Annotated in this window: 16 protein-coding genes and 3 pseudogenes; 3 read left to right on the top strand and 16 right to left on the bottom strand. The window is 69.3% G+C overall.

Annotation, left to right across the window (positions count from 1 at the left end; all coding sequences use genetic code 11):
- Positions 1 to 33 precede the first annotated feature (33 nt).
- Complete coding sequence (locus tag CCN51_RS31760) at positions 34 to 2,661, bottom strand: glycoside hydrolase family 2 TIM barrel-domain containing protein (RefSeq protein ID WP_245881716.1); 2,628 nt, start codon at positions 2,659 to 2,661, stop codon at positions 34 to 36.
- Between the two features lie 430 nt (positions 2,662 to 3,091).
- On the opposite strand from CCN51_RS31760, the gene CCN51_RS31765 reads away from it, so the two are divergent.
- Complete coding sequence (locus tag CCN51_RS31765) at positions 3,092 to 3,466, top strand: SDR family NAD(P)-dependent oxidoreductase (RefSeq protein WP_014182253.1); 375 nt, start codon at positions 3,092 to 3,094, stop codon at positions 3,464 to 3,466.
- Between the two features lie 42 nt (positions 3,467 to 3,508).
- Here the strand turns inward: CCN51_RS31765 and CCN51_RS60180 are convergent.
- The 3 genes and pseudogenes from CCN51_RS60180 to CCN51_RS31780 all read right to left on the bottom strand — a co-directional run.
- Positions 3,509 to 4,438, bottom strand: a pseudogene (locus CCN51_RS60180) (alpha/beta hydrolase); the annotation flags it as partial.
- Positions 4,439 to 4,693: 255 nt separating this feature from the next.
- Positions 4,694 to 5,503: an SDR family NAD(P)-dependent oxidoreductase gene (locus CCN51_RS31775; protein WP_014182252.1), complete on the bottom strand. Its 810-nt coding sequence runs from the start codon at positions 5,501 to 5,503 to the stop codon at positions 4,694 to 4,696.
- Positions 5,473 to 6,168, bottom strand: a complete 696-nt coding sequence (locus CCN51_RS31780; protein ID WP_014182251.1) for an NAD(P)-dependent oxidoreductase — start codon at positions 6,166 to 6,168, stop codon at positions 5,473 to 5,475. Before CCN51_RS31780 ends, CCN51_RS31775 begins: the two co-directional genes overlap by 31 nt.
- 294 nt (positions 6,169 to 6,462) lie before the next feature.
- Between CCN51_RS31780 and CCN51_RS31785 the strand changes: the two genes are divergently transcribed.
- Positions 6,463 to 6,903, top strand: a complete 441-nt coding sequence (locus CCN51_RS31785; protein ID WP_014182250.1) for a MarR family winged helix-turn-helix transcriptional regulator — start codon at positions 6,463 to 6,465, stop codon at positions 6,901 to 6,903.
- Between the two features lie 364 nt (positions 6,904 to 7,267).
- On the opposite strand, the gene CCN51_RS31790 is transcribed toward CCN51_RS31785, so the two are convergent.
- Both CCN51_RS31790 and CCN51_RS59395 read right to left on the bottom strand, forming a co-directional pair.
- The gene (locus tag CCN51_RS31790; protein ID WP_014182249.1) at positions 7,268 to 8,455 is read right to left on the bottom strand and encodes a sensor histidine kinase; all 1,188 of its coding nucleotides are present in this window, start codon (positions 8,453 to 8,455) and stop codon (positions 7,268 to 7,270) included.
- A 55-nt stretch (positions 8,456 to 8,510) separates the two neighbouring features.
- Complete coding sequence (locus CCN51_RS59395) at positions 8,511 to 8,639, bottom strand: hypothetical protein (RefSeq protein WP_014182248.1); 129 nt, start codon at positions 8,637 to 8,639, stop codon at positions 8,511 to 8,513.
- Between the two features lie 73 nt (positions 8,640 to 8,712).
- Here CCN51_RS59395 and CCN51_RS58095 point away from each other — a divergent pair.
- A pseudogene (locus tag CCN51_RS58095) lies at positions 8,713 to 8,811 on the top strand (helix-turn-helix domain-containing protein); the annotation flags it as partial.
- A 69-nt stretch (positions 8,812 to 8,880) separates the two neighbouring features.
- Here CCN51_RS58095 and CCN51_RS31800 read toward each other — a convergent pair.
- The 10 genes and pseudogenes from CCN51_RS31800 to CCN51_RS31845 all read right to left on the bottom strand — a co-directional run.
- Positions 8,881 to 9,381 carry a hypothetical protein gene (locus tag CCN51_RS31800; protein WP_014182247.1) on the bottom strand — a complete coding sequence of 167 codons (501 nt, stop codon included), beginning with the start codon at positions 9,379 to 9,381 and terminating at the stop codon, positions 8,881 to 8,883.
- A 448-nt stretch (positions 9,382 to 9,829) separates the two neighbouring features.
- Positions 9,830 to 10,048 (bottom strand): annotated as a pseudogene (locus CCN51_RS31805) (hypothetical protein); the annotation flags it as partial.
- A 59-nt stretch (positions 10,049 to 10,107) separates the two neighbouring features.
- On the bottom strand, positions 10,108 to 11,502 hold the full coding sequence (gene ptlI, locus CCN51_RS31810; RefSeq protein ID WP_014182245.1) for a pentalenene oxygenase: 1,395 nt from the start codon (positions 11,500 to 11,502) through the stop codon (positions 10,108 to 10,110).
- A gap of 111 nt (positions 11,503 to 11,613) precedes the next feature.
- Positions 11,614 to 12,627, bottom strand: coding sequence for a pentalenene synthase (gene ptlA / locus CCN51_RS31815; RefSeq protein ID WP_014182244.1), 1,014 nt, complete (start codon positions 12,625 to 12,627; stop codon positions 11,614 to 11,616).
- 139 nt (positions 12,628 to 12,766) lie between these two features.
- Positions 12,767 to 13,780, bottom strand: a complete 1,014-nt coding sequence (locus CCN51_RS31820) for a polyprenyl synthetase family protein (RefSeq protein WP_014182243.1) — start codon at positions 13,778 to 13,780, stop codon at positions 12,767 to 12,769.
- Complete coding sequence (gene ptlD, locus CCN51_RS31825; RefSeq protein ID WP_014182242.1) at positions 13,777 to 14,676, bottom strand: neopentalenolactone/pentalenolactone F synthase; 900 nt, start codon at positions 14,674 to 14,676, stop codon at positions 13,777 to 13,779. Before ptlD ends, CCN51_RS31820 begins: the two co-directional genes overlap by 4 nt.
- A 43-nt stretch (positions 14,677 to 14,719) precedes the next feature.
- The gene (gene ptlE / locus CCN51_RS31830) at positions 14,720 to 16,474 is read right to left on the bottom strand and encodes a neopentalenolactone/pentalenolactone D synthase (protein ID WP_014182241.1); all 1,755 of its coding nucleotides are present in this window, start codon (positions 16,472 to 16,474) and stop codon (positions 14,720 to 14,722) included.
- A 17-nt stretch (positions 16,475 to 16,491) separates the two neighbouring features.
- Positions 16,492 to 17,319 carry a 1-deoxy-11-beta-hydroxypentalenate dehydrogenase gene (gene ptlF / locus CCN51_RS31835; RefSeq protein WP_043488310.1) on the bottom strand — a complete coding sequence of 276 codons (828 nt, stop codon included), beginning with the start codon at positions 17,317 to 17,319 and terminating at the stop codon, positions 16,492 to 16,494.
- 100 nt (positions 17,320 to 17,419) lie between these two features.
- Positions 17,420 to 18,874, bottom strand: a complete 1,455-nt coding sequence (locus tag CCN51_RS31840) for an MFS transporter (RefSeq protein ID WP_014182239.1) — start codon at positions 18,872 to 18,874, stop codon at positions 17,420 to 17,422.
- A gap of 59 nt (positions 18,875 to 18,933) precedes the next feature.
- Positions 18,934 to 19,423: phytanoyl-CoA dioxygenase family protein (locus CCN51_RS31845; RefSeq protein ID WP_143675940.1), on the bottom strand; the 490-nt coding region annotated here is incomplete at its 5' end.

Here is a 19,423-nt window from a genome sequence, read left to right on the forward strand (position 1 = left end):
GTGCCTGCCCCGCCGCGCTGACCAGACCGGTGATCAGGCAGGCTTCTGCGGCACCACACAGCGGTCGTCCTGGGCCGGGGTGCCCTTGGGCCAGGCCAGTGCCTCGAAGGTCAGCTTGGTGCGCATCGGGTCGAGGCGGACGATGGCCAGGGCCTTGCCGTGGAAGGCGGCGCGGGAGCTCGCCTGGTAGCGCTCCGCGCTCTCCTGACGTCCGCTGTCGACACCGGCCAGTGAGCCTCCGGTGACCTTGAAGGAGATCAGCTGGTCGGCGCCGGGCACCACCACGCCGTGGGCGTCGACCACTTCGGCGGTCACAAAACACAGCGACCGGCCGTCCGCGTCCACGGTCCCGCGGTCGGGGGTGAGCCGTATGGCCTGCGGCCGTCCCGCCGTACGCAGCACATCGGTGGCCACGACCCGGCCGGTGCGCCGGGCCACGGCCTTGAGCTCGCCCGGTGCGAACGGAACCTTCCAGGTGAGGTGGAGTTTTCCGGCGCTGCCGTTGGGGCTGGTGTAGCTGCCAGGGTAGGTGCCGGAGGTGACGGTCTTGTCGTCGCCGGTCGGCTCGGTGGTCTCCAGGTAGGAGCGGCCGTCGGTGGTCTTCTTGGTGTCGAACTTCCGGACGCCGAGGGAGACGCCGTTCAGGAAGAGCTCCACGGTGTCCACGTTGGCGTAGGCCCAGACCTCGACGTCGTCGCCCGGCCGGTGGTCGGTCCAGTTCATCGGGACCAGATGGACCATCGGTTCACTGGTCCACTGGCTCTTGAAGAGGTAGTACATGTCCTTGGGGAAGCCGGCCGTGTCCACCGCGCCGAAGAAGGAAGACTTCACCGGAAACACCTTGTAGGGCGTGGGCTCGCCGATGTAGTCGATGCCGGACCACAGGAACTGCCCGGCGAGGAACGGACGGTCCCGCTCCTTCTTCAGCTCGTACTCGCCGCTCGCCGCCCAGGAGACGAGGTTGTTGTCGTAACTGGACGCCTCGCGCCTGCCCGGGGTCTGGTTCTCGGCGGTGTTGAGGTGCTGCGGCTCCTGGTAGGCCCCGCGGGAGGAGGTCTCGGAGGAGGTCTCGGAGTCGAACAGGAACAGTCGCGGATACCGGGCGTGGAGGGCGTCCACGGTCCAGGCGATGTTGTAGTTGAGGCCCAGGCCGTCGACCTTGGCGAGCATCAGGTCGGCGGGGGAGCCGGCGGCGGGTGGCCCGCCGCGGTACTTGTTGGAGCCGATCACGATCGGCCGGGTGTCGTCGTGTTCCTTGATGGCGTCGATGATCCGCTGGGCCATGGCGAGACCGGGTGTGGTGGTCGAGTCGGTGATCTCATTGCCGATGGACCACATGATGACCGCGGGGGAGTTGCGGGCCGTACCGACCATCTCGGCGGTGTCCGCCTCGCAGTGCGCGTCGAAGAAGCGGCCGTAGTCATAGGTGGTCTTGCCGGTCTGCCAGCAGTCGAACGCCTCGACCATCATGACGATGCCGAGCCGCTCGCACACCTCGATCACCTCGGGCGCGGGGGGATTGTGCGAGGTGCGCAGAGCGTTGACGCCCATGCTCTTCATGATGGTCATCTGGCGCCGGAACGCGTCGATGTTGAACGCGGCGCCGAGGGCGCCCAGGTCGTGATGGAGATTGACACCCTGGATCTTGGCGGATGCGCCGTTCAGGGTGAGGCCCTTGTCGGGGTCGATCGCGATGTGGCGGATGCCGAAGGGGGTGCGGTAGCGGTCGGTGGTCTCGTCCCCGACCCGCAACTCGGTCTCCAGGGTGTACAGCAGGGGCGTGTCGAACGACCACAGCCGCGGCTTCTCGACGGTCATCTCCTGCGTGGCCGGGCGGGTGGCGGCGGCCCCGACCGTGAGGGCGGAGCGGGCCCGGGCCACCGTGCGGCCATCGGGGTCCTTGACCGTGGAGACGACGGTGACGGACCGGTCGGCGCCGGACTCGTTGACCACGCTGGTCCGCACGCGGACGGTCGCCTGCCCGGCGCGGAGCGCGGTGGCGAGGTCCGGTGTGGTCACCTGGGTGCCCCAGCGCCCCACGTGGACCGGGTCGGTGACGACCAGCCGGGCGTGGCGGTAGATGCCGCTGCCCGAGTACCAGCGGCTGCTGGGCAGTCGGTTCTGGACCTTGACGGCCAGGACGTTGGGTGTGGTGCCGTCGGTGTGCACCACATCGGTGAGGTCGAGGGCGAACCCGGTGTATCCGTAGGGGTGGTTGCCGATGAGCTGCCCGTTGCAGTACACGTACGAGTCCATGTAGACCCCGTCGAACTCGACGGAGATCCTCTTGTCCGCGGAGGCGGGCGGCAGAGTGAAGGTCGTGCGGTACCAGCCGAGACCGCCCGGCAGGTAGCCGGTGCCGCCGTTGGTGCCGTGGTCGGTGGTCGGGGCGAGCTCGATGCTCCAGTCGTGCGGTACCGCGACCTCGCGCCAGGTGGAGTCGTCATAGCGGGGATCGTGGGCGTTGTCGTAGGCACCGGTCGGGTCGGTGATCCCGCCGGGGTTGACCAGGGCGAAACGCCAGCCGTCGGTGAGCGGGATGGTCCGGCCTCCCAAGGCGCGGGACGGGGCCGCGCCGTGTGCGGGGGATGCCGTGGCGAGCGCCCCGGTGATGGGGGCCGCGGCGCCTGCGAGCAGTAACGATCTGCGAGTGACCGCCAAGGCGATCTCCTCTCCTTGATGGTGAGGCACGCGAGCAATCAGAACTTTTCGTCAGTGAACGGATTCTGACAGTTTCCAACAGGAGGGTGTCAAGCTCTACGTCGTCGCTGAGCGAGCGTGTGCGACTCTGTCGCGCGAATTCGGCCGACCTGACGAAACTGGTGGGCTGCTGACAATGAACGCGCAGGTGACGCCGATCGAATCGGGCCTCCAGATCAGCACATGATTTGTTTCCCTCTGCCAACGTTGAAGTTTGACTGCAACCAAGTTTCATGCAGACTGTAACTCGCCAGGAGAGGGCCACGCTGCCTCGGTGCAGGCACTGCGGGCCGGTGGCAGGAGGGCCCCGAGGTGCGACAGAAGGCCACCGGGCACAGTTCGTCGGATCCCAGAGTGTGCCCCGTCGTAGCGACAGGGAGAAAGAGGAATAATGAACCGGCGCGCGCTCGTCACAGCGGGAACCGGCGGAATCGGTCTGGAGACCGCGGTGGGCCTCGCCACGGCCGGATACGCGGTGACCGTGGTCGGCCGCGATGCGGTGCGGGGCGGCAGCGCCGTCGAGCGCATCAACGCCGTCGGCACCGTCACGGAGGCCCGGTTCGTCACCGCCGATCTCGCATCCCTGGCGGAGGTACGGGATCTTGCCGACCGTGTGGCGGCGGACGGTGCCCTGAGCGTGCTGGTCAACAATGTCGGAGCGATGTTCGACGACCGGCGCGTGACGGCGCAGCGCGTGAGCGCTTGCGGTGACGGCCTGGTTGAACCGGGGGCCGGGATGGACGAACGGCAGGAAGCCGTGAGGTAGGTCTGCTTCGCGGACGGCTGCGACCGAGACACCCTCGGAGCGAAGCTTGTCGGCGTAGGACTCACCTTCATCACGCAGCGGATCGAATCCCGCCGTGACGAGGTGCGCCGGCGGCGTGTCCGGGGCGACCTCGCCGTAGAGGACCGACACATCCGGATCCGTACGGTCCACTCCAGGGGGAAGGTAGTGATCCTGGAACCAGAGGATGTCGTCGTCGGTCAGCAGGAATCCCTTGCCGTATGTGTCCCGGGACGCATGACGAGTGGCCAGGTCGGTGGCGGGATACAGCAACCACTGCCCCGCCGGGACGGGACCGTGCTTCCGCCCGGCGGCACGACGGGCGGTCACCGCGGCGAGCGTGGCCCCCGCGCTGTCCCCACCGACCGCGATCCTGTCCGGGTCGATGCTGAATTCCTCAGCCCGCGAAACGGTGTCGTCGAATGCTGCCAGCGCATCGTCCACCGCGGCGGGGAACGGGGCCTCGGGTGCGAGCCGGTAGTCCACTGACAGTACTCGGTGGCCTGAGTGTTCGGCGAGAAAGCGTCCCACGTGGTCATATCCGGCGCGGCTGCCGATCACCCAGCCTCCGCCGTGGAAGAACACCAGCGCACCCGACGTTCCGGGGCGGGACGTGGGTTCGTGCAAGGTTGCTTCCAGAGCGTTCTGCCCGCCCTTCAGGCATACCTCGGACACCGTCACCGCCTGCGTCGGCCGCCGGCCGGCACGGAGCATCGGTGCGCTGCGCTCCAGTGCCGCGCGGGACAGCTCCGGTGAGTCCTCGACCACCAGAGCCGACTCCTTGCCGCCGAGGGAGCGGATCAGCAAGCGGGCATCGACGGCCAGTGTTTCACCGTCCACGATGACCTCCGGTCCCGCCATCGCCGACCGCACCCGATCCGGCAGCCGGCTCAGCAGCCCGACCATCACCTCCTGTGCCCGCACCCCAATCGGCACTGGGATATCCCTGGCCATGCGGCCCCTCCTGCCGAGTTACAGCTTGACTGAAAGACTGTTTCAGTCAGACTGTAAATCAATGGGGAGGATCACGCCAGTGGGTGCCAATGCGATCCGGGGCCTTGCCGGTTGCGCTGCACCGCACGCTGGGCCTTGAGATGAACATGGCGCTTTCGCGATCAACTGCTCGTCACTCGTCGACGGGCGGGTCGGCCGCGAAAGGCTGACGTGGCGCTGGCTGTGGGCTCGGGTGCCCGGACCGACTTGACCGGGCTATGCGGCAGTCGCGCGGTTGGCTGCTTCCCACAGGGCCGTGCCGAGCTCCTGGCTATGGAGCTGGGCAGAACCATTGGCGCGGCGGGTGTGGACGAAGTAGGCACCGGCAAGGGCCTGTTGGTGAATGGCCAGTTCGGCCAGCCGTTCGGCGCCTTGGCGAGGGGTGCCGATGAACGGGCGGGCGGCGATCTTCAGGAGGCTGCCGGTGCGGCCCATGTACCGGCCGAAGTCCGAGGCCATGATGCCGGGGTGGAAGTCACCGGCGTCCACGCCCGGGTTGCGGCGGTGGAACTCGCGTAGCAGCACTCCGGCGGCGAGCTTGGCCCGGGCGTAGGTGCGGTGGCCCGACACACGCGGCTCTCCCGCGAGGGCGGAGGCGAGATTGTGCGGGGAAAGGACGGCGTTGTTGTGGGACCGGGAGTTGGTCAGAAGGACGCGGCCGGTACCGAGCTTCCCGGCCAGCTGTGTCATCAGCAGCCACGGCGCCAGGGCGTTGGCCTGGAAGTTGGCGTCGATCCCGTCGTCGGTGAGGCGTGGGGGCATGACGCCTCCGGCGTTGAGAGCCAGTACGTCGATGTTCGGCACGGCGTGGGCCAACTGCGCGGCCAGACTGCGGGTCTGGGACAGGCTGGTGAAGTCGGCCGTGTAGGTGGGTGCGTGCAGTTTCTCGCCGATGGCCCTTGTGCGTTTTTCGTCGCGGCCCACGAGGTGCAGTGCGGCGCCTTGGGCGCTGAGCAGGCGGGCGGCCTCGGCTCCCAGACCCGAGCTCGCCCCCGTCAGCACAATGATCTTGCCCGTGAGGTCCATGGGAGCGTCATCCTTTCGGTGCGCCGCTGACCGAGAGGCGGTCGGCGGTGGGGCTGGGGGATTCGACGGCGCCCAGCAGGCACTGGGCCAGGTCGGCGCGGCTGATCGCCAGGGGCGAGGGGGGTTTTGATGTCGGGGTGTGCGGACCAGGCGGGTGAGGCGGGCTGGTCGGTCAGCGAGCCGAAGTACACGATGGTGAAGTCGAGCCCCGAGGCGGCAAGGATCGCCTCCGCGGTGTCGAAGTCCTGGTAGTCGCGGCGGATGAGCAGCCGGGTCAGCGCCTTGAGCGGCCACGCGGTCTGCTGTCGTGAGGCACCACTTCCCCAGGCCAGCGCCATGGCGATACGCCGTACCCGATGCAGATGCATGGCGGCCACCAGATTTGCGGTGGCCCGGGCCATCACCGCTGAGCCGGTACGGGCCTTGAGCCAGAGCGGATTGCCCAGTGCGCTGACGATCGTGTCCTGCCCGTCGACAGCGCGGCGTACGGCTGCCAGGTCATCGCCCACGGCACCCTCTACGATGCGCAGCCCCGGCGTCTCCGCCTGCCCCACACCCCGTCGTACGAGTGCGGTCACCTGGTGTCCGCGCTCCAGGGAGTGGGTGACCACCTGCCTGCCCAGGCCGCCGTTGGCGCCGACCACGAGGAGCTTCATCTCGGTCATCTCGCTTCATCCGGATCACCAGGCATCTGCGGTGATCGTCCTGGGGTGTTGTGGCTCGGGGACGGTCCTGGTGCTCGTCGCCCCGGCCATGTGATGTTCATGATCGACCCGTCGGGAATCGCCACCGGTTTCGGTCTCCACGGGGTGCAGGGGTCACCGCAAGGTCCACTTCCCTTATGTTTCAGCTGGCCTGAAACTCGGGGCCCAGTCCTGCGCCGCGCCCGCTGGAACTGGAGATTGCCTGGAACTCCAGTTAAAGTCAAGCTGAAACTTTCCGAGGAGGAACGAGGTGTCGTGACCGCCCAGCCACCGCCCACCAGCACCGCCTTCCTGCTCGCTGCCCTGGGACGGCGAGCGCGTCAGGACGTCGAACGGGCACTCAAGCCGACCGGTTACACGCTGCGTCATCTCTCGGCCCTCGGCCACCTGTTGCGGGAGCCGGGCATGTCCTACAGCGAACTGGGCCGTAGGGCAGGGATCACCGCACAGAGTGCCCAAGCCACCGTCCGGCAACTGGAAGAGCGCGGTGCCGTCGAGCGCCGCACCGACCCGGGACGAGGCCGCACCGCAGAACTCCACGTCACGGCAACTGGTCAGGAACTCCTGCGGGCAGGGCGCGATGCCTACGCCGAAGTGGATGCCGCCCTGGAACGCGTGCTCGGGAAACAACGGCGCCAAGACCTCACCGGGCTTCTCCTGTCGGCGTTGTCCGGAGGCTCTCCAGGGAGGGACTGAGCTGGGGCCATCACCCCCGTTTTGCCCTTTCGGCCAGGGTGAGCGGCCTGGTCGCGGGCTTGCTGGGCGGCTATGGCCGCAGTCGATCAAGTCCTATAGAGGCCGCCCCCATACCGACCACCAAGGCGCCGAGGCAGCCACCCGTCACCGCCAGGAGCGGCGTCACCGGGGGCCAACCCTGAAGGGTGTCTTTATTGCCGCGCGGTGGTTGACCTGGAGCTTTTCGTTCGCCCAAGTATGGGCACGATCACTGATCGTGGGTCTGCGGCTGCTCTGCCTGATCTTCTGCCGACTTACGCCGCCACCGGCTGGTCACCCCGAGCACACTGCTGACCCGGCACCGCCGTCTCGTGCGCGGTCATGGTCAGTCCTGACTGTGCGTGGGAAGGCTGGCGAGGACACGGGTGCCGTCCCCGAGGGAGCTGGTGACGGCGAGTTCGCCGTCGAGTTCGGCCAGCCGCCGGCGCATGCCGTCGAGGCCGAATCCACGGGACTCCTCGACCACGAAGCCGCAGCCGTCGTCAGTGATCTCCAGCTCGACACCGCCCGCGAGTTCAGTGAGGACGACTCCGACGGTGGAGGCGCCCGAGTGTTTGCGCACGTTGGCGAGGGACTCCTGCGTGCAGTGCAGCAGGGCGACGCGGGTGCGCTGGTCCAGGTCGATGTCGGGCAGTTCGGTGGTGACGGTGAGGCCGGTGTCCTGGACGAAACGATCCAGGGTCCTGCGCAGGGTGGTGGCCAGCGAGCCGGGTGCGACGCCGCTCTCGGGGGCGGAGCCGACGAGCACCCGGGCCTCGGCCAGGTTCTCGCGCGCGGTCTGCTCGATGGAGGTGAGCTGCTCGGCGCAGCGCACGGGGTCGGTGACGGTGACGGCGCGGGCGGCCTCCGCGAGCACCACGATGGAGGCGAAGCCCTGGGCGAGGGTGTCGTGGATCTCCCGGGCGAGCCGTTCGCGCTCTTCGGCCGCCCCCTGCTGCTGATACGCGGCCGCCAACTCCTTCTGAGTGACGGCCAGTTCGGTCGCGAGTTGCTCCTGCCGCTCGTGGCTCTGGCCGACGAAGCGGTGCACCCACAGCCCCAGGCCCACCCCGGCGACGTAGGCGACGACAGTGAACACCACGTTCCCTGTGCGGAATAGCGGGCTCCAGCCCTGGCCGAGCATGCCGCCGAACACCGTGAGGGCCGCGGCAGCCCCGCTGAGCGTGATCGCATCCCGCGGGGCGCGGGTGAAGAGCCAGAACTGAGGCAGGGACACCACGTAGAAGGCAGCCCCGCCGTCCAGAAGGTAGGACGTCGCGCCCAGGACGAGCGCGAGGACGACGAGGTAGGTACGGCGACGCAGGACGGGGTTGTCCGGCCGGGTGAGAACGACGGTGTAACACAGCGCGATCAGGGTGAGCAGGCCGAGCAGCCAGTACCTCCGGGCCGGCGACGCGTCGAGCACGGCGACGGCCGGGGGCAGCAGGCCGAACACGACCCAGCCTGCTGAGTTCCAGCGGCGGATACGGTCCGGGGTGGGCCGGTCACCCGGCTGCTGCTGCCACTGATTCACGGTGGTTCACCTCGTTCGTAAGGGAGTTGAGGTGCCGACATTCGAGTCGATCAGCCTACCGATTCCAGGGGGCGGGGGCCTGTTCGGTGCTGTGGCGGGTACGGCGCACTCCGCGCAGGGCGGCCTCCCGGATCCGGCTGATCACGAAGACCTGGTAGTCCATCGACAGGTCGAACAGGATCACGAAAGCTGAGGGTGTGGAAGACCGTCACGTTCGCCTGGGCCGGTGACGGCTGCCGGGTAGTCCTATGGACGACAAGAAGCTCGTCCTGCGGCTGGCCCGGGAGAATCCGAGGTGGGGGCACAGCCGGATCCAGGGGGAGCCGGCCCGACTCGGGCATCGGGTCGCCGCCTCGTGTGGTGAGGCCTGTGCTCGTTGTCGTACGCCTCGTACTCGCTCAGTGGCGTGAGCCCGCCTCGACTCCTCACTCGTCGCGTCGCGCTTCCCGGCCTTCACGCACTCGCTCGTACCGCTCGCCCGGCGACAGGTTCGGGTGCTTCGCCGCCTCCGCGTACGGCTCGGTCTTCCGAAGGAGGCTCTGCAGTGTCAGAGCGTGTTCGCCGTGCATCTGTTTGGAGAGTCCGAACGGCGACAGGTCCTCATAAGGCATCTCGCCTTCCTTTCCCTCGATCTCGCCGGTGCCGATGGACTCGTTGTCGTAGGGCAGTACCCCTCCGCTGTACACCGGCCGCCACGTGGACGGCTCACCTGCGACGCTGTCGAACACCAGCAGGCCCAGGTAGGTGTGACCGGCCTTGACCCACGGGACACACGGAACCGGCCACAGCTCGGCACGGAAGCTGTCCGGCAGATTTCTCGCACCGTCTCTGCTGTACAGCACCTTGTCGACAACGATCTCCGCGCTGCGCCCGCCGTTACCGCGTGCCTGCTTCTCACTGCCTTTTCTGACGTGGAAGACCGTCACGTGGTCGCCGAACGAAACCCAGTCCTGCGCGTCCTCCGCCGAATAGTCGGGATAGGCGGCGTCGTAGCCGGCATCGGCGCCACGGCAGCCCTGATCGCTCGTCGGCCTCCGGTCCAGTCACTCCAGCGCACAGGCCCCTCCTCTCGCACCCAACTGGTCATCTCTGAGACGTTTCCGCAGTGCTTCGGGTTGTACATGCAGCCGATGAGGCCCTCTACACGCTGGTGGTCGACGGGATTCCTGTGGTGGAGTTCGACGACTGGCCGACTACGTGGCAGCATCCTGGCCCGCAGCAAGGGACCAAGCGGGGGTGAACGGCTGGAGCCGACGGGCTCGGCGAGGAGGAGGTCCGATGACCTGGGCGACGTACAAGTGCCGGTGCAGCCATCCGCGGTATCGCCATGAAGGACCCCGGTTTTCAGGCGCCTCAGCCAGGCCCCTTCGAGGTGACGACGATCCGGTCGGGGGCCTCACCGAGGACGCCCTCGACCTCCTCGTGGCCCTCGTGCCCGACGAGGAGGATGGTGCGGCCGTCGCGGGCGAAGCGCACCGCTCGCTGGTGGACCTTGGAGACCAGCGGGCGGGTGGCGTCGATGACTTCGAGCTGTCGGCCGGCGGCGGCGGAGCGCACCCCGTGCAGGTCCAGCGCCCGCTCGACGATGCCCATGGCGCGCCGTACGCCCGCGCAGAAGCCGGGCGGCTGGGCCAGGACGACGTTCCCTTCGCTCACGTCACGTCACCCCCGGCCGGTACGGGGACGGCGGAGGTCTTCCGGCGCGGGGTGCGTGCGTCCAGCCTCAGGCGCAGCCGGCGCGGGTGGTAGACGGTGGCCAGCGGGACCGGGCGGATGTCCATCCCGGGCTCGCAGGTGACCCGCCAGCGGCCGAGGATGGTGGCGAGCCCCAGGGTCGCCTCGGTGCGTGCGTAGAGGTCGCCGATGCACTTGCGGGCGCCGGTGCCGAAGGGCACGTAGGCGTGGCGGGAGGCCGGCGCGATACGGTCCGGGAGCCAGCGGTCGGGGTCGAACTTCTTGGGGTTGTCGAAGGCGTCCTCGTACTGGGCGACCGCGGCGGGGCTGAAGACGACGGTGGAGCCGGTGGGCAGCTGACGGCCCGCGAGTTCGGTCGGGGAGGCGGTGAGGCGGGTGAACAGCCAGGCCGGCGGGTGCAGTCGCAGCGTCTCGGAGATGATCCGGTCGGCCAGGGAGAGGTTCGGCAGGTCGTCCCACTGCGGGGCGCGGCTGTCGAGGACGGTGTCGATCTCGTCGTAGAGCGCGGCCTCGATCTCCGGGTGCTGGGAGAGGAGGTAGAAGACCCAGGTGAGGGTGGCAGCGACGGTCTCGGTGCCGGCCGCCATGACGGTGATGACTTGGTCGTGGATCTCCTTGTCGCCGAGCTTGCCGCCGTCGTCGTCGCGGGAGGCGATCAGGGCGGCGAGCAGGTCGTCGCGCTCGGTGTCGGAGCTGCGGTAGTCGTCGATGAGCTGCTGGGTGGTCTCGTGCAGGAAGTCCAGGTTGCTCTTGTAGCGGCGCTGGGACGGCAGGGGCAGCCGGCGGATCGAGGCCGGCAGGAACATCTGCCGGAACAGGCCATTGAGCACGACGTCGAAGGAACGTTCCACCTTCGCCGCCAGCTCGGGGCTGACGGGTGTGGAGTACAGGGTGCGGCCGACCGTACGCAGGGCCAGGCCGTACATCTCCTGGAAAGCGTCGACGACCATGCCGTCCTGCCAGCGCGACGCCGTGTCCTCGATCTCGGCGTGCATGGCCTCGGCGTACCGCTTGAGCTGGCCGCGGGTGAACGCCGACTGCATCAGCCGGCGCTGGCGGCGGTGGTCGGCGAACGGGCAGGTGACGAGGCCGTTGCCGGCGATGTCACGGGCACGGTCGTAGAAGATGCCGCCCTTGTCGAAGATACGGTCGTTGGTCAGGACGTGCCGCAGCAGTTCGGGGTGGGTCGGGACGTAGGCCGTGGTGGGGCCGATTTTGATCTCGACCAGGTCGCCGTGGGCCGACAGCGAGGCCATGAAGTTCACGGGGTGACGCATTATCTGGAGGGCGTGTCCCACGACGGGGAGCGCCCCGGGCGCCGCTCCCGCCGAGAAGGTGGTCTGCTCGGTCATTCGATTCTCAACTTCCCATCTCTACTGATCCGTTGGCAGCTGTTCCGGTCTGTTGACAGCTGTGCCGCCGCGACGGCCGGGCGCGGGGCCCATTGCTGGTGTGCGGTGCTGCTAGTGAGCGGAGTTGCCGAGCTCCTCCAGGTAGCCCTGGGCACCTGCAGCGAGCGCGAACTCGGCGTCGTAGCGGCCCGAGGAGCGGTGCCAGTCGTAGGAACCGCGGATCACGGTGCGCACGGCGTCGTTGCGGTAGCGCTCCAGGGCCTCGCGCTCGACCTCGTCGAGCCGGTAGATGTCGCCGACCTGCGGCAGGCAGGACTCCAGCAGGAGGTACTGCTCCAGGCGGGCGCGCACCTCGCTCTGGATGTGGGCGACGCTGCGGTCCTTGGACCAGCCGTGCTCCCGGCGCAAGATCATGACCATGTTGTTCTGCTCGCCGCGGGCCTCTTCCTTTTCCAGCGAGGCGATGTCGTTGAGCAGCAGGTTGACGTCGACGGCGATCTGGAGCATCGCGGAGAGCACGGCGCTGTCGAAGACCCGGTGCGGCACCTCGAAGCGGCCCGCGCGCTCGGCGAGGTCGACCGTCGGCTGCACCCCGATGGTCTGCCGGCGCACGGCCAGGTACTGGGCCGCGGAGTTGTACGGCGTGTCCCAGAAGCGGCTCTCCGCCTCGTCGACGTAGCCGTCGAAGTAGCTGCGCCAGTGCCGGGCGCTGCGCGCGCACCAGGCGGGTGTCATGTCCTCGCTGGTGCGCCGCCAGATGTCGGCGAAGCCGTGGGCGATGGGGGGCGCGGTGTCGGGGAGGGGGCCGTCCAGCGCCGCCGCGACCGCGTCGGTGAGCTGTTTGGTCTCCTCCGGGTTCTCGCCGCGCGGCCCGTCGAAGAGGTCGTCGAAGAGGAAGAACCACGACATCAGGTCGACGCCCAGGTCCAGGTCGGCGCCGGTGGCGTGCGGGTAGAAGCGGGAGGCCAGGTCGGCGTAGCCGCCGCGCAGATGACGCGTCGCCGCCGCCTCGGACTTGATCAGCCCGAGCGACCGTGGCCAGGCGAGCTGCTCGGCGTCGGCCCGCGCGTGATCCGGGCTCTGCCGCCCCGGCAGGGGTATGTGGAAGTCGACGTCCTGGGGCATGACGGAATCCTTGGGAGTGGGTTGCGGAGGGGCAGCGGGCATGGTGGTGCCCTGGCGGGGGTGGAGCGCTGATCGGAGAGTCAGAAGTCAGAAGTCAGAAGTCAGAAAGGGGCATACGGGTACGGGGGCCGGCTCGGTCTCAGACCTCGCGGTCGACGACAAACCGCCCGAGCGCGAGGAGTCCGTCCCGCGCGCCGGCATCCAACTTGATACTGCGCAGCGTGTCCTCGGCCAGCGCCATCCGCCGGGCGGCCTCGGCCAGCGCCCAGTCCCGGCCGCCGGCGCCCTCGATCAGGCCGGCCACGCGCCGCAGTTCTTCCTCGCCGGGTTCGCCGGGGGTGGTGAGCCAGGCGGCCAGTTCGTCGCTGAGCGGGCCGTCCTGGTTCAGTGCGTGGCTCACCGGCAGGGACTTCTTGCGGGAGCGCAGATCGGAGTGGACCGGCTTGCCGGTGACGGCCGGGTCGCCCCAGATGCCGAGAACGTCGTCGACGAGTTGGAAGGCGACGCCGACCTGGTCGCCGTAGAGCGCCAGCGCGTCCACCGTCGCCTCCGGTGCCCCGGCGAGGACGGCGCCGATCGCGGCGCTCGCCGACAGCAGCGCGCCGGTCTTGCCGGCGGCCATGTCGATGCACTCCTCGACCGTGACGTGCGAGCGCTGTTCGAAGGACAGGTCCTGGACCTGGCCGCGGATCAGATGCCGGGTGGTGCGGGCCAGCAGCCGGGCGGCGGGCGCCGCCGTCGGCAGCCCGGTGTCCAGCAGCACCTCCTGGGCGAGCGCCAGCATCGCGTCACCGGTCAGGATGGCGCTGGAGGGACCCCATAGCTTCCACACCGTGCGCCGGTGGCGACGCTCCTCGTCGCCGTCCATCAGATCGTCGTGCACCAGGGAGAAGTTGTGCACGAGCTCCACTGCGACGGCGCCGGGCAGGGCGACCTCCGGCGGTGCGCCGACCGCCTCGGCCGACAGCAGCGCGAGCGCCGGCCGTACGGCCTTGCCGGCGTCGGCGCTGGTGGGCGCCCCGCCGACGGTGATCCAGCCGAAGTGGTAGGCCGCCTGATGACGTGAGCGGTGGTCGAGCCGGTCGACGGCGGCGCGCAGCGCCGGGGTGATCGTGACCCGGCCGTGGCTGAGGCAGGCGGGAGCGGTGCTCATGCGGCGACCTCCGCGCGCCAGGGGTCGGTCGGGTCGTCGAAGATGCTGACGACCTGGCGCATGATGCGCCGTTCGGCCGGGTCGAAGGCCTGCTTGGCGTGGACGGTGCCGAGCTGGTCCCATACGACGATGTCCCCGGGTTGCCAGGTGTGGGCGTAGGTGTGCTGGGGCTTGCCTGCGTGCGACAGCAGTTCGTCGAGCAGCTTGCGGCTGTCGTCGGGGGCGAGGTCCACGATCCGCTTGGTGTTCAGGGTGCTGATGTAGACCGACTGGCGGCCGGTGCGCGGATTGCGGGCGATCAGCGGGTGGATGGTGGAGGTGCCGTCCTCGGGCTGGATCTGTTCGGTGCTCTCGCCGAGGGACACCTCGCCCTGGAGCTCCTCCTCGATGGTCTCCTCGTACCCGGTGCGCAGGGCGTGGCGGGCCCGGTAGGAGTGCAGGCGTCGGCGCTCTTCGGGCGACAGCGACTCGTACAGGGCGTACATGTCGGTGAAGAGGGTCTCCCCGCCGCCGGAGGACGGCACTTCCACGGCCTCCAGGAAGCCGACCTGGGAGACGCGGGGTCGGAAGGAGTAGTCGGTGTGCCAGCCCATCCACTCGGCGTCGCCGACGCCGATCTTGCGGCCGTCCTCCACCAGGTTGGAGACGATCAGGATCTCGTTGTGGTCGGGGTGGGCGCCGCTGGTCAGACCGGTCTTCGGGATGTACCCGAAGCGGCGGCCGAAGGCCAGGAACTCCTCGAAGGAGGGGGTCTCGTGGCCGCGGAAGACGAGTACGAGATGCGCGTCGAGCGCCGCCCAGATCTCCTCCAACTGGGTCTTGTCCATGTCGTCGGTGACATGGGCGCCGTGCACGACGGCACCGAGAGCGGCGCCGGGTATCGGCGTTACGTCCATGGGCGTTGCCGCCTTTCGCAGAAGGGAGGGGCCAGCAAGGGGGTCAGCGCAGTTCGAGGCCGGCGAGGTCGCCCGCCTCGCGCCAGCGCCTGAGGATGTTCACGAACTCCACCGAGCCGCCGCCGTAGCTGGAGTTGAGCAGGGGCAGTCCGCTCGGGTCGCCCTCGTTGTTGTAGAGGCCGGGCGTGCAGTTCTCGAGGAAGTCGAGGTCGTTGGCGGCGAGCCGCAGGATTTCCTCGACCCACACCTTCTCGCCGGCCTCGGAGGCCTCCACGACCTGGTGGCCGCGCTCCTCGACGCACTTGACGATGTGCGCCAGGTGCCGGGTCTGCTCGCCCAGCATGTACGGGATGTTGACGTGCCGGCCGGCCTGGATCTTGGACAGGATGAAGCAGTTGGGGAAGCCGTTCACCTGGAGTCCGTGCAGGGTGTGCGCCCCGTCCGCCCACTTCTCCGACAGCTTCACGCCGTCGCGGCCGACGATGTCGTAGCCGGCGCGGTGCGTGTACGGGACGGAGAACTCGTGCTCGTAGCCGGTGGCGAAGATCAGGCAGTCGACCGGGTACTCCCGGCCGTTCGCGACCACCCCGGCCGAGGTGAGCCGCTCCACGCCCTGCCCCTGGGTGTCGACCAGGGTCACATTGGGCCGGTTGAAGGTCTGGAGGTAGCTGTCGTGGAAGCAGGGCCGCTTGCAGTACACGCGGTAGTACGGCTTGAGGGCGGCGGCGGTCGCGGGGTCGGTGACGACGCTGTCGATGCGGGCGCGCAGCTCCTCCATCTTGAGGAAGTCCGCCCGCTCGGCCGCGAGCGCCCGCTCCTTCGGGTCGCCCCCGGTGTCGCCGGTGGGCAGGATGGCGGCGGCCAGCTTGGCCGTGGTCTGGGTCCAGCGGTCCTGGACCAGGTCCTCGTCCTGCGGGATACCGGAGGTCAGCGCGTGGAAGTTCTCCATCCGGCGCTGCTGCCAGCCCGGTTCGAGGCTGTCCGCCCAGTCGGGCGGGGTGGGCCGGTTGCCGCGGACGTCGACCGTGGCCGGGGTGCGCTGGAAGAGGACGAGCTGCTCGGCCCACTCGGCGAGGTGCGGGGCGAGCTGGATGGTCGTCGAGCCGGTGCCGATGACGCCGACCTTCTTGTCCTTCAGCTTGGTCAGGCCGCCGGTGCTGTCGCCGCCGGTGTAGTCGAAGTCCCAGCGGCTGGTGTGGAAGGAGTGTCCGGCGAACGTCTCCAGGCCCGGCAGCCCGGGGAGTTTGGGGCGGTGCATCAGACCGATCGACATGGCCACGTACCGGGCCCGGATCAGATCCCCGCGGTCGGTGCTCACCAGCCACTTCACGGCGGCCTCGTCCCAGCGCAGCTCGGTGACGGTGGTCTGGAAGAGGGCGTCGCGGTAGAGGTCGTACTTGTGGGCGATCTGTTGGAGGTGGGCGAAGATCTCGGGCCCGGTGGAGTACTTCTCGGTGGGTATCGTGCCGATCTCTTCGAGCAGCGGCATGTAGATGTAGCTCTCGACGTCGCACCGGACGCCGGGGAAGCGGTTCCAGTACCAGGTGCCGCCGACGTCGCCGGCCTCGTCGATCAGCCGGATGCGCTTCAGGCCGGTCTTCTTGCGCAGATGGGCGCCGGTCAGCAGGCCGCCGATGCCGGCGCCGACGACGGCGACGTCCACGTCGTCGGTGAGCGGCTCGCGCTCCTGTCGCTCGGTGTAGGGGTCTCGCGCGTAGCGGCTGAAGTCACCGCGCGCGAACTGGTAGGTGCGACCGACGCTGCGCTTGTCGCGTTCCTGCCGATATTTCTCCCTCACCGCTTCCAGGTCGATGGTCAGCGTTTCATCGTCGCGGTCGTCGCTTTCGGCGCGGGCCACAGCTCCTCCTCGGGGGAAGGGGGTGGAAGGGAAACATGACGCCATACGTCGTCGAACTGATCGCGCAGCCGCAGCGGGGCGTCGGAGTTGCTGAAGAGATAGAAGCGATCGGAGCCGAGGGCCTCCCACACGAGTCCGGCGACGTCCTCGGCGCTCACCGAGGTGTCGCCGCCCGCGCCGCGCGGGGCCGTCACGCCTTGGACCATGGGGGTGTCGACCCGGCCGGGACACAGCACCGACACCCGGACCCCGGTGCCCCGCAGATCGGCGCGCAGACTGCGGGCGACCGCGAGGTCGGCGTGCTTGGAGGCGGCGTAGGCGGCGCTGCCGGCGCCGACGACGAAGGCGGACATCGAGGCGGTGTGGATCAGATGAGCGGGTCGGCCGCGCTCCAGCAGCCGGGGGACGAAGGCACGGGCCACCAGGACGTGCGCCCAGTGGTTCACCTCGAAGACCTGCCGCATCCGCTCCAGCGGCACCTCCCACAGAGGCTGTCCCACGGGGCCGAGGACCCCGGCGTTGTTGCACACCACGTCGATGTCGCCGAGTAGGTCGAACGCCGTGTCCGCGAGCCGTTCGACGGCGTCCGGGTCGGTCAGGTCGGCGGTCACTGCGGTGACCTGAGCCCCCTGTGCGGTGAGATCGGCGGCCCGGCGGTGCAGTGCGTCGCCTTCGACGTCCGCCATGACCAGGCCGGCGCCGGCCCGTGCGAAGCGGGCGCTGAGGGCGAGGCCGATGCCGCTGGCCGCGCCGGTCACCACGGCTGTCCTTGTCTGTAACTGCACTTGGCTGTCTCCGCTTCTGCGCGCGGGTACGCCGAAGGACGGCGCGCCGTTGCCAACGAGAAGGTCTTGATCAGATCGCGCCGTTCGAGGGGCGCGGGTGTCAGCTGGGGTCGGGGAGCTTCAGACTGATCACGAGAACGGTCACCGAGAAACATGCCAACAGGGCGAGCACGAGCACGGCCGCCGACACCGTCGACAGCCAACTGGCCAGGGAGAGATAGAGGGTTCCGCCGACGGTCGCGCCCAGCGCGGTCGCCATCTGCTGGCTGGTCACCAGCACACCGCTGCCCATGCCGGCCTGCGCGGGGGGTACGTCGGCGAGGATCGTCCGGAACAGCGTCGGGCCGATCAGCGCCGCGCCCGCGCCGAAGAAGGCGATCCCGACGAGCACGAGCGCCAGGGAGGGATGCGGCCAACCCAGCCAGAGCACCAGTGCCAGCAGCAGCAGGCCCGTGCCCTGGACGAGGGCGCCCAGGGTGACGATCCGGCTGCCCAGGGCCACCGCGATCCTCGGGGTGAACAGCGTCACCACGAAGAACGCCGCAGCGAACGGCGTCAGCACCCCGCCGGAGGCGAGCCCGTCGAAGCCGAAGTGACCCTGCGCGATCAGCGCGTAGACGAACAGGAAGGCGCCGAAGCCGGCCGAGAACGGCACCATCGCCGCCAGCCCTCTGCGCATCCCTGGCTGGGAGAGCACCGACGGGGACAGCAGCGGTGAGCCGCCCCCTGCCTCCAGTCCACGCTCGGCCCGCACCAGCGCCAGCGCCCCCACCGCGGCGACCGCGAGCAGCGACCACAGCCACAGCGGCCAGCCCAGGTCGGGGCCCGCCACGACCAGGGTCAGGACACAGACCATGGTGACACCGAACAGCACGGTACCCACTGGGTCGAAGCCCGGCTTCGCGTCGGCCCTGGTCGCGGGGACACGTCGGACGGCCAGCAGCGCGGCCACTCCGATCGGCACATTGATCGCGAAGACCGACCGCCAGCCGATCCCGGCGACGTCCAGCGAGACCAGCAGCCCGCCCAGGATCTGCCCGGTGACCATGCCGAGGGCCGCGGTCGCGCCGTACATGCCGATCGCACGGGCGCGCGCCTGGCCCTCGGTGACCGCCTGGATCGTCGCCAGCACCTGCGGTACGAGCATGGCGGCGGCGGCGCCCTGCAGCAGCCGGGCCACGACGAGGAACTCGATGGTCGGGGCGAGTCCGCACAGCGCCGAGGTGACGGTGAACGCCGCGAGCCCGTAGGCGTACAGGCGCCGTCTGCCGAAGGCGTCGCCCAGCCGCCCGCCCAGCACCAGGCCGAGGGCGTAGGTGAGGCCGTAGCCGGACACCACCAGCTCCAGTGCGGCGGGGCCGCCGTGGAGGTCGTCACTGATCGAGCTCAGCGCCACATTGACGATGGAGGCGTCCACGATGGACAGGGCGTATCCGGTGAGCACCACCACCAGGGCGATGCCACTGAGCCCCGCGGCGGCCGGTTCTGTGCCGGCCGAGGGCTCCGGTGTCGCGTTGGGCCCTTTCAGAGGGGGGAGGCCCTCGCGTTTCGTCATGCGCTGCCTGCCCAGGTGTTTGTGGGGGGACGGTTGAGGCGGGTGCGGGGGTAATGATGTCACTCGGTGGTGGTGGGGGTGCCGGTGATCTTCGACATGACTCCCTTGGAGGGGTCCTTCGCGGACTCCGCCCAGGGGGTCAGGGCGTTGAACCCGCGGTGCGAGGAGGCGGGCTGGATGCGGGTGTCCATCGACATCCGCATGCCGACCGGGTCCACCGAGACGTTCGGGATGGACTTGTGACACATGAAGGCGTGGAAGATGATCACGTCGCCCGGTTCCATGGGCGAGAACAGCAGTTGCTCGTCCGCGCCGAACTCCTCCGCCGGGATACCGCGCACGGCGTGGCCGAAGCGGCGGAAGTTCTCGGTGACGACGTGCTCGCGCGGGCCCTTCTTGTGGCTGCCGTCGGCGACGGCGACGCCGCCTATGTCGGGGGTCGTCGCAAGCAGCGGCACCCAGGCGGTGCGGAAGTCCTTGTTCGGGCCGATGTAGAAGCCGTCCTGGTGCAGCGGAGTCAGGAAACTCGGCTCCGCGGAGCCCGCAGCG

The sequence above is a fragment of the Streptomyces milbemycinicus genome (assembly GCF_002154605.1).
Taxonomy (GTDB): domain Bacteria; phylum Actinomycetota; class Actinomycetes; order Streptomycetales; family Streptomycetaceae; genus Streptomyces; species Streptomyces milbemycinicus.

What these genes read in the sequence shown, in the direction of transcription:
- ptlD (WP_014182242.1), bottom strand. Translation starts at nt 14,676, where the DNA reads ATGGACGTAACGCCGATACCCGGCGCCGCTCTCGGTGCCGTCGTGCAC.
- ptlA (WP_014182244.1), bottom strand. Translation starts at nt 12,627, where the DNA reads ATGCCCCAGGACGTCGACTTCCACATACCCCTGCCGGGGCGGCAGAGC.
- CCN51_RS31780 (WP_014182251.1), bottom strand. Translation starts at nt 6,168, where the DNA reads ATGACCGAGATGAAGCTCCTCGTGGTCGGCGCCAACGGCGGCCTGGGC.
- CCN51_RS31765 (WP_014182253.1), top strand. Translation starts at nt 3,092, where the DNA reads ATGAACCGGCGCGCGCTCGTCACAGCGGGAACCGGCGGAATCGGTCTG.
- CCN51_RS31820 (WP_014182243.1), bottom strand. Translation starts at nt 13,780, where the DNA reads ATGAGCACCGCTCCCGCCTGCCTCAGCCACGGCCGGGTCACGATCACC.
- CCN51_RS31840 (WP_014182239.1), bottom strand. Translation starts at nt 18,874, where the DNA reads ATGACGAAACGCGAGGGCCTCCCCCCTCTGAAAGGGCCCAACGCGACA.
- ptlI (WP_014182245.1), bottom strand. Translation starts at nt 11,502, where the DNA reads ATGACCGAGCAGACCACCTTCTCGGCGGGAGCGGCGCCCGGGGCGCTC.
- CCN51_RS31775 (WP_014182252.1), bottom strand. Translation starts at nt 5,503, where the DNA reads ATGGACCTCACGGGCAAGATCATTGTGCTGACGGGGGCGAGCTCGGGT.